Origin of the sequence: Mycobacterium sp. E1386, from assembly GCF_001672745.1 — a bacterium.
Classification (GTDB): Bacteria; Actinomycetota; Actinomycetes; order Mycobacteriales; family Mycobacteriaceae; genus Mycobacterium.
Window position 1 is genome coordinate 15,489 of record NZ_LZKH01000260.1, and the last position, 14,491, is coordinate 29,979.

Consider the following 14,491-nt stretch of genomic DNA (forward strand, 5'->3'; position numbering starts at 1 on the left):
CGGGGCTTAGGGCTAGGGGACGGCATACCCGCTACCGGCCGTCGCACGCCTGGCGATGGCGTTGGCAGCAGAATGGCCCTATGACGCTGAACGTGGGCGAGTACTTCGAACGCATCGGCTATCGCGGCGCCACGGATCCCAACCTCGACGTCCTGCGGTCCTTGGTGAGCGCGCACACCAAGGCGATTCCCTTCGAGAACCTCGATCCGGTGATGGGTGTGCCGGTCGACGACCTGAGCCCGGGCGCCCTGGCCGGCAAGCTGGTTCAGCGGGGCCGCGGTGGCTACTGCTACGAGCAGAACGGCCTGATGGGCTACGTGCTGAGCGAGCTGGGCTTCCGCGTGCGGCGCCTGGCCGGCCGGGTGGTGTGGATGCGGCCGCTCGACGCGCCGTCACCGCCGCAGACGCACACCGTGCTGGCGGTGACGTTCCCCGGCTCCCACGCTTCGTATCTCGTCGACGTCGGCTTCGGCGGCCAGACACCCACCTCGCCACTGCGGATCGAGACCGGCAGTGTGCAACAGACGACGCACGAGCCCTACCGGCTGGAGGACCGGGGCGACGGCCTGGTCTTGCAGGCCCAGGTTCGCGGCGAGTGGCAACCGCTGTACGAGTTCAGCACCCGGACCGCGCCCGACATCGACCTGCAAGTGGGCAGCTGGTTCGTCTCGACGCATCCCTCGTCGCACTTCGTCACCGGACTGACGGCCGCGCGCGTCACCGACGACGCACGGCTGAACCTGGCCGGCCGAAACCTGGCCATCCACCGCGCCGACGCCAGCGAGAAGATCCGCCTGGACGACGCGGCGGCGGTAATCGACACCCTCAGCGCCCGGTTCGGCATCAACGTGTCCGACGTCGGCGACCGCGGCGCCCTCGAGGCTCGCCTCGACAAGATCCTGGACGCTTAGATCCAGGACCCGATCCGCCGCAGGGCCTCATCGATGTCCTCCGTCGGCCCGGCGAACGACAGCCGTACGAACGAATTGCCGTGCGCGGTGTCGAAATCGATCCCCGGGGCGATGGCAACGCCGGTGTCGCTCAACAACTTCGAGCAGAAACCGGTCGAATCCTTGGTCAGGCCGGAGACGTCGGCATAGACGTAGAACGCGCCGTCGGTGGGCGCGAGCCGGTCGATGCCGATCCGACGTAGCCCATCGAGCAGCAGCGCGCGGTTGGTCGCGTAGTGGTGCAGGTTGCCGTCGGCTTCGGCGATCGCCTCGGGAGTGAAGGCCGCCACGCCCGCCAGTTGCGACAGCACGGGCGGGCAGATGGTGAAGTTGCCGGTCAGCCGGTCCACCGCTCGCAGCAGCGCCGGCGGTACCAGCATCCAGCCCAGCCGCCAGCCCGTCATGGCCCAGTACTTCGAAAAGCTGTTGACCACCACGGCGTCTCGTGATGTCTGCCAGGCGCAGCTGGTCTGCGGCGCGCCCTCGTACACCAGGCCGTGGTAAACCTCGTCGCTGATCAGCCGCACCCCGGACGCCTCGCACCACGACGCGATGGCGGCCAGCTCGGACGGCGCTATCACGGTTCCGGTGGGATTGGCCGGACTGGCGACGATCACACCGTGGGGCGGCGGGTCGAGTTCGGCGAGCATCTGCGCGGTGGGCTGGAATCGGGTCTGCGGTCCGCAGGGGATTTCGACCACTTCACATCCCAACGCGGACAAAATGTTTCGGTAGCACGGGTAGCCGGGACTGGCCAGCGCCACCCGGTCACCGGCGTCGAAGCACGCCAGAAACGCGAGCAGGAATCCGCCGGAAGAACCCGTGGTGACCACCACCTCGTCTGGTTCGACCCGAAGCCCATGCTGGCGTTGGTAATCCGCCGCTATCGCCGCGCGCAGCTCGGGGGTCCCCAGCGTCACCGTGTAACCGAGCTCGTTGAGGTGCAGGGCGGAGGCCGCGGCCGCGCGCACCGGCTCCGGCGCCCCCACGCTGGGCTGGCCGGCCGACAGGTTCACCAGGTCGCCGTGGCTGCGCTGGCGCTCGGCCGCGGCCAGCCACACGTCCATGACATAGAACGGCGGGATGGCGGCGCGCAGCGCGACGTGGTCGTTCACGACGTCTCGAGCACCTCGGCTTCCAGGCGTGCCAGCAGTTCCCGTGGTGTGGCGAGCAGATGCGCGCTGCCGTGGGCGCGTTTGAAATACAGGTGCATGTCGTGTTCCCAGGTGATCGCGATCCCGCCGTGCAGCTGGATGCCTTCTGCGGCCGCGGTGCACAGGGCGTCGGTCGCGGCGAGGCGCGCGGTGGCCGCGTTGGTCGGGGTGGGCTCGTCGCACGCGTCGGAAACGACGGCCTTCGCGGCGGCGATCGTGACGTACAGGTCGGCCATCCGGTGCTTGAGGGCCTGGAAACTCCCGATCGGCCGGCCGAATTGCACTCTGTCCTTGGCATATTCGACCGTGAGCTCCAGGCACCGTTCGGCGGCGCCGATCTGCTCGGCTGCCAGCAGGATAGCCGCCGTGTCGGCGAGGCCGGGGTCGGTGCCGATCGGTTCGGTCGCCTCAGCCTTGAGGCGCGCGAGCCGCCGGGTCGGGTCCATGCTGGTGACGGGCTGCGCGCCGAATCGGGTCCACCGGCTCAATTGGCCGTCGTCGACGGCGATTACGACGTCGGCGATATCGCCGTTGACCACATAGTCGGCGTCGAGCACCAGCGCGCCGATCGAGGTACCCTCGGCGAGGCCGCCCAGCGTCTCGGCGTCGGGCTCGGGCGCGGCCAGCAGCGCCAGCTCCGCCAGCGTCGTGCCCAGCAGTGGCGAAGGGACCAGGGCCCGGCCCAGTTCTTGCAAAACCGTTGCGGCATCGGCTAGTTCGCCACCGGCGCCACCCAACTCCTCGGGGATGACCAGCGCGGCGGCGCCCACCTGCTCACACAGCAGCTGCCACAGCGACTCGTCGTAGCCGCGGTCCGACTCCATCGCCGCGCGCACCGCCGCCGGGTTCGCGTGCTTGCCCACCAGGGCCGCGACGGTTTCGCGCAGCATCTCCCGTTCTTCAGTCACAGCGCCTCCTGCACTCGCCGCCGATGCTCCTCGGGCGTACCCCAGGCCGAACGCAATGCCTGCACCCGCAGCAACCACAGGGACAGGTCGTGTTCCTGGGTGAACCCGATCGCGCCGTGGGTCTGCAACGCCGACCGCGCGGCAAGCAGGCCCGCCTCCGACGCCGCCGCCTTGGCCGCGCTGACGTCGCGGGCCTCCAGCGTCAGGGCCGCGCCGTACAGCAGCGGCCGGGCCAGCTCGATCGCGATGTGCACGTCGGCGAGCTTGTGCTTGATCGCCTGATAGGAACCGATCACCCGGCCGAATTGCGACCGCTGCTTGGCGTAGTCGACGGTGTCGCGCAGCAGAGCCTCGGCCGCGCCGACCAGCTGCGCGGCGGAGGCCAGCGCCCCGAACTCGTAGGCGCGCCTGACGTCCGCTGGCCGGGGCTCGCCAGACGCGGTGACGTCATAGAGGCGCCGGCTCGGATCGACCGACTCGTGCTCTCCACCCGGGGTCGCTTCGGCGACGCCCTCGTCGGTTGCCACCAGCACCAGCCCGGCCGTGTCCGCGTCCACCGCGCGCGGCGTCTGCGGCGGCATCGCGACGGTGGCGATGAGCTCACCGGAGGCCAGGGCGGCGCAGCGGTCGTCGTCAGCGAGCAAAACCGGTGCCACGGCGATGGATTCGGCTACCGGCCCGGGCACGCACCACCGGCCCAGGCGTTCGAGCGCGACCACCAGGTCGACCGGATGCGCCTCGATGCCGTCGAACTTCTCGGGGACCGCCAGCGCGGTGACGCCGAGGTCGGCCAACTGGCCCCACACCTTGCGGCCGGGCGCGGTATCGCCCGCCGACCACGCGCGGATCACGCCGGGCAGGTCGGCCGCGCCCAGGGCGGCGTCGATGCTGGCCGCGAAGTCACGCTGCTGTTCGTCTAGCGCAAATTTCACTTCTTGCTCCCGGACTTCTCGCGCGGCAGGCCCAGCAGCCGCTCCGAGATGATGTTGCGCTGAATCTCGTTGGTGCCGGCGTAGATCGGGCCGCCCAGCGCGAACAGCAGGCCATCGGTCCACTTGCCGGCGAGCTCGCCGTCAGCCGCGAGTACGTCGAGCGCGGTCTGGTGCAGCTCCACGTCCAGGTCCGACCAGAACACCTTGGTCACCGACGATTCGGCGCCCAGCTCACCGCCCTCGGCCAGCCTGGTCACCGTGCCGAAGGTCTGCAGCCGGTAGGCCTGGGCCTTGATCCACGCGTCGGCCACCCGGTCGGCGAACGCCGCGGGGGAGCCGCGGTCCTTCCACAGTTGCACCAATCGTTCGGCCGCCGCGAGGAACCGGGCCGGGCTGCGCAGGGACATGCCGCGCTCGTTGCTCGACGTGCTCATCGCGGCGCGCCAGCCCTCGTTCGGGGTGCCGATGACGTCGTGGTCGGGGACGAACACGTCGTCGAGGAAGATCTCGCCGAAGCCGGTGTCGCCGCCCAGTTGCACGATGGGTCGCACGGTGACGCCCTTGGCCTTCAGGTCGAACATGAAGTACGTCAGGCCGTTGTGCCGCTCGGCCGCCGGGTCCGACCGGAACAGCCCGAAGCCCATTTCCGCGAACGGCGCGCGGGAACTCCATATCTTCTGCCCGTTCAGCAGCCACCCGCCGTCGGTCTTGGTCGCGGTGGATCGCAGGGAGGCAAGGTCGCTGCCGGATTCCGGCTCCGACCACGCCTGTGCCCAAATCTGTTCGCCACTGGCCATTTTCGGCAGGATGCGGTCCAGCTGCTCTTCGGTGCCGTGGGCGAACAGCGTCGGCGCCAGCATCGAGGTGCCGTTGGCGCTGGCCCGTCCAGGGGCGCCGGCGCGAAAGTACTCCTCCTCGAACACCACCCAGTGCAGCAGTGGCGCGTCGCGACCCCCGTATTTCTTCGGCCAGGTGATCACCGACAGCCCGGCGTCGAACAGCACGCGGTCCCACTGGCGGTGCTGGGCGAAGCCCTCGGCGTTGTCGTAGGACTTCGTCGGAATCGAATCGGCGTTGGCCGACAAGAATTCCCGCACCTCCGCCTGGAAGGACAGGGTCTCTTCGTCTAATTCCAGATCCACTTCACGTCCACTCTCGCAGTTGTGGTTTGACCACCTTGCCGCCCGGATTGCGCGGCAACGCGTCGACGAACCGCACCGACCGCGGCGCCTTGAAGTTCGCCAAATGTTCACGGGTGTAGGCGATCACGGACTGTTCGTCGAGGTCGGCGCCGGGCCGGGGCACCACGAATGCCCGGCCGACTTCGCCGAGGCGCTCGTCGGGGACCCCGATCACCGCTGCGTCGGCGACCCCTTCCATCCGGGCCAGCACCTGCTCGACCTCGGCGGGATAGACGTTGAATCCGCCGCAGATGTACATGTCCTTGAGCCGGTCGGTGATGCGCAGGTTGCCGGCCGCGTCGACGGCGCCGATGTCACCGGTGTGCAGCCACCCGTCGGCGTCGATCGCGGCCGCCGTGGCGGCCGGGTCGTCGAGGTAACCCAGCATGACGTTCGGCCCGCGCAGCAGAACCTCACCCGCTTCGCCGGGAGTTGTTGCCGCGATGCGCAATTCGAAGTCCGCGAACGGGCGCCCACAGGTCGTGGCGACGGTGACCGCGTCGTCGTCCGCGCGGCACATGGTGCCCATGCCGTTCGCCTCGGTCAGCCCGTAGGCGGTCAGCACGATGTCGATGTCGAGCTCGGACTGCATTCGCTCGACCAACACGACGGGAACGGTGGCCGCTCCGGTCACCGCGAACCGCAGCGAGCTCAGGTCATAGTCCTTGCGCCGCGGATGGTCCAGCAGCGTCTGGTAGATGGTGGGCGGTCCCGGCAGCACGGTGATGCGGTGTTGCTCGATCGCTTGCAGCGCGCGCAGCGGGTCGAAGGTCAGGTGCGGGATGAGCGTCGCACCGGTCTGAAGGCAGGCCAGGATGCCGGCTTTGTACCCGAAGTTGTGAAAGAAGGGGTTGATGCACAGGTAGCGGTCGTCGCTGGTGATCTTGCCGTTGGCGGCCCACGACGCCGACGCCGACAGCGATTGCCGGTGCGCGCAGAGCACCCCTTTGCTGCGGCCGGTGGTGCCGGAGGTGAACAGGATGTCGCTGACGTCGTCGGGGGTGACCGCGGCGGCGCGGGTTTGGACCGCCGTCGTGTCGGAGCCGCGGGAGATGAAGTCGTCCCACGTTCCGTCATCAGCCTCGATCGGAATTCGCACGATGTGCCGCAGGGCGGGCAGGGCGTCAGGGCCCAAGCGGTCCAGGTCGGCGATGCGATCGTGGCCGAGGAATCGACCCATCCCGAACAGCACGGGCGCACCGGTGCGAGCCAGGATGTCGGCGGCCTCCTCGGCGGTATAGCGGGTGTTGAGGGGCACCATCGCCGCGCCGGCGTGGTGGATCGCCAGGCAGGCCACCACCCAGTGCCAGGTGTTCGGCGACCAGATCGCCACGCGGTCTCCCGCTTGCACGCCGAGGCTGATCAGCGCGGCCGCCGCCCGATGCACCTCGTCGCGCAGGGCGGCCGCCGTGAACGACCGCTCGTCGGTGATCAACGCGTCGTGATCGGGGAGTTGCTGCGCCAAACGATCGAGCGCCGCCGGTACGGTGCGCGGATCGCTCCCCATGGATGCTCCTCTAACAAAGCAAGTGCTTGGTAGGTTAGCCTACAGGGCATGCAGGACGTCGAGGAGTTCCGGGCGGAGGTCCGCGGTTGGCTCGCCGACAATCTGGTCGGCGAATTCGCAGCTCTCAAGGGCCTCGGCGGACCGGGGCGCGAGCATGAGGCGTTCGAAGAGCGCAGGGCATGGAATCAGCATCTGGCCAAGGCCGGCCTGACCTGCCTGGGCTGGCCGGTGGAACACGGCGGCCGGGGGCTCTCGACGGCGCACCGGGTGGCGTTCTACGAGGAGTACGCCAAAGCCGACGCCCCGGACAAGGTGAACCACTTCGGCGAGGAGCTGCTCGGCCCGACGCTGATCGCCTTCGGGACGCCCGAGCAGCAGCAGCGCTTCCTGCCGAAGATCCTCGACGTCACCGAGCTGTGGTGCCAGGGCTATTCCGAGCCCGGCGCCGGCAGCGATCTGGCCAACGTCTCCACCACCGCCGAATTGGACGGCGACCAGTGGATGATCAACGGCCAGAAGGTTTGGACCTCGCTGGCGCACTGGGCGCAGTGGTGCTTCGTGGTCGCTCGCACCGAGAAGGGCTCCAAGCGGCACGCCGGGCTGTCCTACCTGCTGGTTCCGCTGGATCAGCCCGGGGTCCAGGTCCGCCCGATCATCCAGCTGACCGGCGACTCGGAATTCAACGAGGTCTTCTTCGACGACGCCCGCACCGACGCAGGCCTGGTGGTCGGCCAGCCCGGCGACGGCTGGCGGGTCGCCATGGGCACGCTGACCTTCGAGCGCGGTGTCTCGACGCTCGGGCAGCAGATCCGCTACGCCCGTGAGCTTTCCAACCTGGCCGGCGTCGCGCGGCGCAACGACGCCGCCGACGACCCGTTCATCCGGGAGCGGCTGACGCGGGCGTGGACCGGGCTGCGGGCCATGCGTTCGTACGCACTGGCCACCATGGACGTGGAGCAGCCCGGCCAGGACAACGTGTCGAAGTTGTTGTGGGCCAATTGGCATCGCGATCTGGGCGAGCTGGCGATGGACGTGATCGGCAAGCCGGGGCTGACCTTATCGGACGGCGAATTCGACGAGTGGCAGCGGCTTTTCCTGTTCACCCGCGCCGACACCATCTACGGCGGCTCTAACGAGATCCAGCGCAACATCATCGCCGAGCGGGTGCTCGGCCTGCCCCGGGAGGTAAAGGGATGAGCCTGTCCGAAGCTCCGAAAGAGGTTGCCGGGCACGGGCTTCTGCAGGGCAAGGTGGTCGTCGTGACCGCGGCCGCCGGCACCGGGATCGGCTCGGCGACGGCGCGCCGGGCCCTGGTCGAGGGCGCCGACGTGGTGGTGTCCGACCACCACGAACGACGGCTGGGCGAGACCGCCGCCGAGCTGTCCGGACTGGGCCTGGGCCGCGTCGAGAGTGTGCTGTGCGACGTCACGTCCAGCGCGCAGGTGGACGCGCTGATCGCGTCGACCACCGCCCGGATGGGCCGGCTCGACGTTTTGGTCAACAACGCCGGGCTGGGCGGTCAGACGCCGGTGGTCGACATGACCGACGACGAGTGGGACCGCGTCCTGAACGTGACCCTGTCGTCGGTGTTCCGGGCCACCCGGGCGGCGCTCGCGTACTTCCGCGATGCGGACCATGGCGGCGTGATCGTCAACAACGCAAGCGTTCTGGGCTGGCGGGCGCAGCACTCGCAGTCGCACTACGCGGCCGCCAAAGCGGGCGTGATGGCGTTAACCCGTTGCAGCGCAATCGAAGCCGTCGAATACGGGGTACGGATCAACGCGGTGTCTCCGAGCATCGCCCGGCACAAGTTCCTGGACAAGACGACCTCGACGGACCTGCTCGACCGGCTGTCGGCCGGTGAAGCGTTCGGGCGGGCGGCCGAGCCGTGGGAGGTGGCGGCCACCATCGCCTTTTTGGCCAGCGACTACTCCAGCTACCTGACCGGCGAGGTCATCTCGGTGTCCAGCCAGCATCCGTGAGCGTCCCTGCTAGCCAAGCAAGCGCTTGGTTGATACTCTGATCGGGTGGACCGAGTGGCCGGTCAGGCAAACAGCCGCCGCGACGAGTTGTTAGAGCTCGCCGCGACCATGTTCGCCGAGCGCGGATTGCGCGCCACCACCGTGCGCGACATCGCCGACAGCGCGGGCATCCTCTCCGGCAGCCTGTATCACCACTTCTCCTCCAAGGAGGAAATGGTCGACGAGCTGCTGCGCAGTTTCCTGGACTGGCTGTTCGCCCGCTACCGAGAGATCGTGGACAGCGAGGCCAACCCGCTGGAGCGGCTCAAGGGGCTGTTCATGGCGTCGTTCGAAGCGATCGAGCATCGGCACGCGCAAGTCGTCATCTATCAGGACGAAGCCCAACGGTTGTTGTCGCAGCCCCGGTTCTCCTACATCGAGGACATGAACCGCCAGCAGCGCAAGATGTGGGTCGAGGTGATCAACCAAGGCATCGACGAGGGCTACTTCCAGCCCGACCTCAACGTCGACCTCGTCTACCGTTTCATTCGTGACACCACGTGGGTGTCGGTGCGCTGGTACCAACCTGGCGGGCCCCTCACCGCACAACAGGTGGGTCAGCAATACCTCGCCATCGTTCTTGGTGGGATTACCAAAGAAGGAGTCTGACATTATGGCTGAGGCGTACGTCATCGACGCTGTACGTACCGCGGTTGGAAAGCGCAACGGATCGCTGGCCGGGGTGCATCCCGTGGACCTCGGCGCCCTTGGTTGGCGTGGGCTGCTCGACCGGGTCGACGTCGACCCCGCCGCCGTCGAGGACGTGATCGCCGGCTGCGTCGACGCCATCGGCGGGCAGGCGGGCAACATCGCGCGGCTCTCGTGGCTGGCCGCGGGCTACCCCGAAGAGGTTCCCGGTGTCACCGTCGACCGGCAGTGCGGCTCCAGCCAGCAGGCGATTTCCTTTGGCGCACAGGCCATCATGGCCGGCACGGCCGACCTCATCGTGGCCGGCGGTGTGCAGAACATGAGCCAGATCCCGATCTCGTCGGCCATGACCGTGGGCGAGCAGTTCGGGTTCACCTCGCCGACCAACGAGTCCAAGCAGTGGCTGCACCGCTACGGCGACCAAGAGATCTCTCAGTTCCGCGGCTCGGAGCTGATCGCCGAGAAGTGGAACCTCTCGCGCGAAGAGATGGAGCGCTACGCACTGACCAGCCATGAGCGCGCGTTCGCCGCGATCCGCGGCGGCCACTTCGACAACGAAATCATCACCGTCGAAACGGAATCCGGGCCGTTCCGGGTCGACGAGGGTCCGCGTGAGTCGTCGCTGGAGAAGATGGCCGGGCTGAAGACGCTCGTCGAGGGCGGCCGGCTGACGGCGGCGATGGCCAGCCAGATCTCTGACGGCGCCAGCGCGGTGCTGCTGGCTTCCGAGCAGGCCGTGAAGGACCACAAGCTGACCCCCCGTGCGCGCATTCACCACATCAGCGCCCGCGCCGCCGATCCGGTGTTCATGCTGACCGGGCCCATCCCGGCCACACGGCACGCGCTGGAGAAGGCCGGGCTGTCGATCGACGACATCGACACCGTCGAAATCAACGAGGCGTTCGCGCCGGTGGTGATGGCCTGGCTCAAGGAGATCAAGGCCGACCCGGAGAAGGTCAACCCGAATGGCGGCGCGATCGCCCTTGGGCACCCGCTGGGTGCGACCGGCGCCAAGCTGTTCGCCACCATGCTCAACGAGCTCGAGCGCGTCGGCGGCCGCTACGGCCTGCAGACGATGTGTGAGGGCGGGGGCACCGCGAACGTCACCATCATCGAGCGGCTGTAGGGCCCGGCGCCCTTCGTCGGTTGCCGCGACACGTAAACCACGCACACGACACGCCGTAAACGGTGTGCGTGGTTTATGTCTCGACGAACGGCGCCGAGCTCAGTTCGGCGACGAAGCGTCAGATACTTTGAGGTAATGCGCGATGCCGAGTCGGGCGAACGTGCGTTTGCGGTCGGCCGACAGCATGGGCAAGGCCGCCTCGGCGTCGATCACCTCGGGCTGCGCGACGTCGTAGCTCTCGCCCTGGCAGGAAATGCTCGCCCGCCCCGCGGCGAGGACGTTCTGCAACCAGTCCACTCCGGTGCCGTAAGGCAGCGGGATGACGAACCCGCTGGCCGTCCGGTCGGCGACGACCGGCGTGGCGAACTGCTTGCCCGACCGCCGGCCGGTGTGGTGGATCACCGACGCATACCAGTGTTTGCGCCCGGCCAGGCGCAACATCAGCGGGTTGAGCAGGTATCTGTTGGAAACACGGATCGCGCCCAGCAACGGCTTGGGCCACGCTTCGGGTAATAGCGCACTCATGACTCCACGATGATCGCGGGCCCGCGCCTAAGCCAGGGTCTTTAGTCGCCGGATTCGATCAGCGCGGATGCCGCCTGTAGGTGCTTGATCGCGTCACGCACGATCGAGTCGATCAGCTCGGCGCACGATGGCAGGTCCTCGAGGATGCCGGCGACCTGGCCGGAGGCGAGCACCCCGGCCTCGGTGTTGCCCTCGACCAGACCGGCCTTCAACAGCATCGGGGTATTGGCCGCCATCACCACCTGAGACCAGGTCAGCTCCTTGCCGTGGCGCATGGCCATGCCGTCTCGGATCATCGACCGCCAGGTCATCTGCGACATGTGCTTGAACTTCGCCGCGTTGCGCACGGCCGCGGTGAGACCCCGCACTGGCGAACCGCTTTCCAGCCTCTCGACCAGCCCGGTGCGCAGCACTCGGTGCGGCATGCCGTCCACCCGCGTGGTCACCACCGTGCCATCCAGCGCCGCCTCGAGGTAGCGCCGTTTGACCGCTTCGGGCACGGTCGAATCGGAGGTCAGCAGGAAGCGGGTGCCCATCGCCACCCCGGCGGCGCCGTAACTCAGCGCGGCCGCCAGGCCGCGCCCGTCGAAGAATCCGCCCGCCGCGATCACCGGGATGCCGGTGCCCTGCACGGCGTCCAGCACCGACGGCAGCAGCAGCGTGGTGGCGACGGGTCCGGTGTGTCCGCCGCCCTCGCCGCCCTGCACGATCATCGCGTCGGCGCCCCACGCCGCGACCTTGCGCGCGTGCTTGGCGGCGCCGATCGACGGAATCACCACGGCGCCGGCCTCTTTCAGCCGCGCGATCAACTCCTGCTTGGGCGCCAGCGCGAACGACGCCACCTTCACGCCCTCGCGGATCATGAGATCGACGCGGTCACCGGCGTCCGCGGCGTCGGCGCGGATGTTCACCCCGAACGGTTTGTCGGTGGCGGCCTTGACCTTTCCGATGGCTGTCGCCAACTCGTCCAGCGTCATGGTGGCCGAAGCCAGGATGCCCAGGCCGCCCGCGTTGGCCGTCGCGGCCACCAGCCGGGCGCCGGCCACCCAGCCCATCCCGGTTTGGACCACCGGGTGCTCGACACCGACCAGCTCGGTCAGCGGCGTGCGCAACTTCATCAACGTATCTCTCTGTCGCGCAGGGACTTCGGGTCGATCACCTCGCGGATCAGGTGGAGCTCGTCGTCCGTCGGCAGTCTGGTCTCCCCGGCCTCGTCGACGCCATGCACGTCGAACGACGTGGCCTCGCGAACGTCGTCGGGTGACACCCCGGGATGCAGCGTCAGCGCGCGCATCGTGTGGTCCGGGCCGCCGAAGTCGAACACGCCCAGGTTGGACACGACCCGATACGTGTTGGCGAAGCGGAACGCCGGATTGTCCGGGTCGACCTTGTCCCAGCCGATGCCGCAGACCACGTCGACGGTCTCGCAGAACACCCGCTTCGAGTGGTTGCCCACCCAATAGCTGGTCGCGTGGTTGATCGCGTTGCCGGGCGCGCCACGCAGGCCGAACATCTGCCTGGTCGGGTGTTGCAGTGGCCCGAATGCCGAGATGTTCTGATTGCCAAACCGGTCAACCTGATTCGCACCCATCACCACGTGCCGGCGCCCCCAGGCGAGGGTCTCAAACACCCGGCCGAACGGCATCCAGCCCTCGACGGGTCCGGTCTTGCCCAGGGCCGGGGTGTCGGCCAGCAGCTGCGCCTCGCCGTCGGTCAGCAAGATGTCGGGCGAAAAGGTCAACCGCGCCAGCCGCGCACCGACGGAGGCCATGTTCGTCATCGGGCTGACCATGATTTCGCCTGCGTCCCTGAACAGTTCGGCACAGGCGACTGCGCAGACCTCGGCGCGGGTGCTGCTCACTTTCCGGCCTCCTCTGCGAATGCGCGAACCGCAGCCTGGTAGTCGTCCTCGCTGCCGGACAAATACGTCTGGACGAACTTCTGCCAGCCCTCGTCGGTCGATGCCGCCTCGGCGTAGTGTCGCTGGAACTTCTCGTCGCGGCCGTAATCCGGCGCGGCGGTGGTGAAGTGGGCGCCGCCGGGCGCCTCCACCACGGCGTCGACCATCATCCGGTTCACCAGCAGGGCCTGCGGGGGAACGGCCTTGACCAGCTCCTCCGTGGAGACGACGCGCTCCACCGACAGGAAGCGCTTGCCGGCGGACATCAGGAACAGGTCGTCGAAGTAGGGGTCGATCCCGGTGTAGGCCGCATTGCCTTGGCAGTCACCGAGATTGAGGTGCACAAAGGCCGCGTCCAGGCGTAGCGCCGGCATGGCGATCAGCGTCTCGTTGCCGCCCTCGGGTGCCGGGTAGGGGCTGGTCACGGTCTGCAGCTCGCCCTCCCAGAAGTCGGGGACCGAGCTGCCCAACCCGGCCCTAATCGGCAGGAACGGCAGGCGCTGCGCGGCGGCTTGCAGACCGCACCGCAGCATGCCCTCGTCCATTTCCCGGGCCTCGATGGCGCCGCTGGTGCGTGCCTTGGCGAACCACGGGTCGTAGAAGGGCGGGGAGTCCAGCGAGACGAAGCCGTAGTAGGCGCGCTTGACCTTGCCGGCCGAGCACAGCAGGCCGAGGTCGGGTCCGCCGTAAGTGACCACGGTCAGGTCCTTGACATCGGTGCGCAGCATGGCGCGCACGAACGCCATGGGCTTGCGCCGGGAGCCCCAGCCGCCGATGCCGATGGTCATGCCGCTGCGCAACTGCCCGACCGCCGCGTCGAGGGTGGTTCGCTTGTCGCTCATTCCTTCTTGCCCTTCGCCGTACCGGCGAACGCATCGCGGTGCTCATCGGCGACGCCGGCCAGATTGAGCTCGAACGTAAAGCCTTGCTCCATGCGGTAACTCGAGTTGACCCGCTGCACGTCGATGAGGTTGAGCGCCTCCTTGGCCGCGCGGATGACCCGGGTGTCCTTGGCGGCGATGTCTCGCGCCACCTTCAAAGCGGCCTCGTCGAGCTGGTCGCGCGGCACCACCTCGTGCACCGAACCGAAGTGGTGCAGGGTGGCGGCGTCCACGGTGGCGGCGGTGAAGAACAGCCGCCGCATCATGTGCTGCGGCACCAGCCGGGAGAGGTGGGTGGCCGCGCCGAGTGCACCGCGCTCCACCTCGGGCAGCCCGAACGTGGCGTCGTCGGAGGCCACGATGACGTCGGAGTTGCCGACCAGGCCGATGCCGCCGCCGACGCAGAAGCCGTTCACGGCGGCGACGACGGGCACCGCGCACTCGTAGACGGCGCGGAAGGCGGCGAAGCAACCGCGGTTGGCGTCGATCAGGGCGGTGAATCCCTCGGTGCGCTGCATCTCCTTGATGTCGACCCCGGCGTTGAAGCCACGGCCCTCGGCCCGCAGGATGACGACGTGGGTCTCGGGGTTCTGACCGGCCGCCGTGATGACGTCGGCCAGTTCGAACCAGCCGCGCGACGGGATGGCGTTGACCGGGGGAAAGTCGACGGTGACCGCGACGATGCCCGGCTCGGTGGTTTTGGATGTGATGGGCACGGTGCCACTTCCTTGTGGGGTAACTACCTAAGCAAGCACTTG

15 protein-coding genes are annotated in these 14,491 nt (G+C 68.4%); 5 read left to right on the forward strand and 10 right to left on the reverse strand.

All coding sequences use genetic code 11. The annotated features are described in order from the left end of the window. The first annotated feature begins 80 nt into the window (after positions 1-80). Complete coding sequence (locus tag A5709_RS26315) at positions 81-911, forward strand: arylamine N-acetyltransferase (RefSeq protein ID WP_068011494.1); 831 nt, start codon at positions 81-83, stop codon at positions 909-911. On the opposite strand, the gene A5709_RS26320 is transcribed toward A5709_RS26315, so the two are convergent. From A5709_RS26320 to fadD3, 5 genes are read right to left on the reverse strand one after another with little or no spacing between them, the layout of a single operon-like run. Then, positions 908-2,065: a pyridoxal phosphate-dependent aminotransferase gene (locus A5709_RS26320; RefSeq protein ID WP_068011493.1), complete on the reverse strand. Its 1,158-nt coding sequence runs from the start codon at positions 2,063-2,065 to the stop codon at positions 908-910. The genes A5709_RS26315 and A5709_RS26320 overlap by 4 nt on opposite strands. After that, complete coding sequence (locus A5709_RS26325; protein WP_068011492.1) at positions 2,062-3,012, reverse strand: acyl-CoA dehydrogenase family protein; 951 nt, start codon at positions 3,010-3,012, stop codon at positions 2,062-2,064. The genes A5709_RS26320 and A5709_RS26325 overlap by 4 nt, the downstream gene beginning before the upstream one ends. Next, a complete protein-coding gene (locus A5709_RS26330) occupies positions 3,009-3,944 on the reverse strand; it encodes an acyl-CoA dehydrogenase family protein (RefSeq protein ID WP_068011491.1) in 936 nt (311 codons plus the stop codon). The genes A5709_RS26325 and A5709_RS26330 overlap by 4 nt, the downstream gene beginning before the upstream one ends. Continuing rightward, entirely contained in the window at positions 3,941-5,086 is a 1,146-nt protein-coding gene (locus tag A5709_RS26335; protein ID WP_068123625.1) for an acyl-CoA dehydrogenase family protein, read from the reverse strand. Before A5709_RS26335 ends, A5709_RS26330 begins: the two co-directional genes overlap by 4 nt. A gap of 1 nt (position 5,087) precedes the next feature. Continuing rightward, complete coding sequence (gene fadD3 / locus A5709_RS26340) at positions 5,088-6,632, reverse strand: 3-((3aS,4S,7aS)-7a-methyl-1,5-dioxo-octahydro-1H-inden-4-yl)propanoate--CoA ligase FadD3 (protein ID WP_067949467.1); 1,545 nt, start codon at positions 6,630-6,632, stop codon at positions 5,088-5,090. A 48-nt stretch (positions 6,633-6,680) separates the two neighbouring features. Between fadD3 and ipdE1 the strand changes: the two genes are divergently transcribed. The 4 genes from ipdE1 to fadA6 are packed head-to-tail and all read left to right on the forward strand — an operon-like array spanning position 6,681 to position 10,427. Beyond that, positions 6,681-7,829, forward strand: coding sequence for an acyl-CoA dehydrogenase IpdE1 (ipdE1, locus tag A5709_RS26345; protein ID WP_068123628.1), 1,149 nt, complete (start codon positions 6,681-6,683; stop codon positions 7,827-7,829). Next, a complete protein-coding gene (gene ipdF / locus A5709_RS26350; protein WP_067949471.1) occupies positions 7,826-8,614 on the forward strand; it encodes a (5R,7aS)-5-hydroxy-7a-methyl-1-oxo-2,3,5,6,7,7a-hexahydro-1H-indene-carboxyl-CoA reductase in 789 nt (262 codons plus the stop codon). Before ipdE1 ends, ipdF begins: the two co-directional genes overlap by 4 nt. Before the next feature lie 45 nt (positions 8,615-8,659). Beyond that, a complete protein-coding gene (gene kstR2 / locus A5709_RS26355) occupies positions 8,660-9,262 on the forward strand; it encodes a TetR family transcriptional regulator KstR2 (protein WP_156664354.1) in 603 nt (200 codons plus the stop codon). A gap of 4 nt (positions 9,263-9,266) precedes the next feature. Then, positions 9,267-10,427: a steroid 3-ketoacyl-CoA thiolase FadA6 gene (gene fadA6, locus A5709_RS26360; RefSeq protein WP_068123631.1), complete on the forward strand. Its 1,161-nt coding sequence runs from the start codon at positions 9,267-9,269 to the stop codon at positions 10,425-10,427. A gap of 99 nt (positions 10,428-10,526) precedes the next feature. Here the strand turns inward: fadA6 and A5709_RS26365 are convergent, their stop codons facing one another. Genes A5709_RS26365 through echA20 form a run of 5 tightly spaced genes read right to left on the reverse strand, consistent with a single transcriptional unit; the run spans position 10,527 to position 14,449 of the window. Then, entirely contained in the window at positions 10,527-10,952 is a 426-nt protein-coding gene (locus A5709_RS26365; protein ID WP_067949475.1) for a nitroreductase, read from the reverse strand. Between the two features lie 41 nt (positions 10,953-10,993). After that, positions 10,994-12,070 (reverse strand): (3aS,4S,5R,7aS)-5-hydroxy-7a-methyl-1-oxo-octahydro-1H-indene-4-carboxyl-CoA dehydrogenase, encoded by a 1,077-nt coding sequence (ipdC, locus tag A5709_RS26370; protein ID WP_068123634.1) that lies wholly within the window; start codon positions 12,068-12,070, stop codon positions 10,994-10,996. Continuing rightward, positions 12,070-12,813, reverse strand: coding sequence for a cholesterol ring-cleaving hydrolase subunit IpdB (gene ipdB / locus A5709_RS26375; protein ID WP_068123638.1), 744 nt, complete (start codon positions 12,811-12,813; stop codon positions 12,070-12,072). Before ipdB ends, ipdC begins: the two co-directional genes overlap by 1 nt. Continuing rightward, a complete protein-coding gene (gene ipdA, locus A5709_RS26380; RefSeq protein ID WP_068123642.1) occupies positions 12,810-13,694 on the reverse strand; it encodes a cholesterol ring-cleaving hydrolase subunit IpdA in 885 nt (294 codons plus the stop codon). The genes ipdB and ipdA overlap by 4 nt, the downstream gene beginning before the upstream one ends. Further along, positions 13,691-14,449: a (7aS)-7a-methyl-1,5-dioxo-2,3,5,6,7,7a-hexahydro-1H-indene-carboxyl-CoA hydrolase gene (echA20, locus tag A5709_RS26385; protein WP_068123645.1), complete on the reverse strand. Its 759-nt coding sequence runs from the start codon at positions 14,447-14,449 to the stop codon at positions 13,691-13,693. The genes ipdA and echA20 overlap by 4 nt, the downstream gene beginning before the upstream one ends. Positions 14,450-14,491 lie beyond the last annotated feature (42 nt).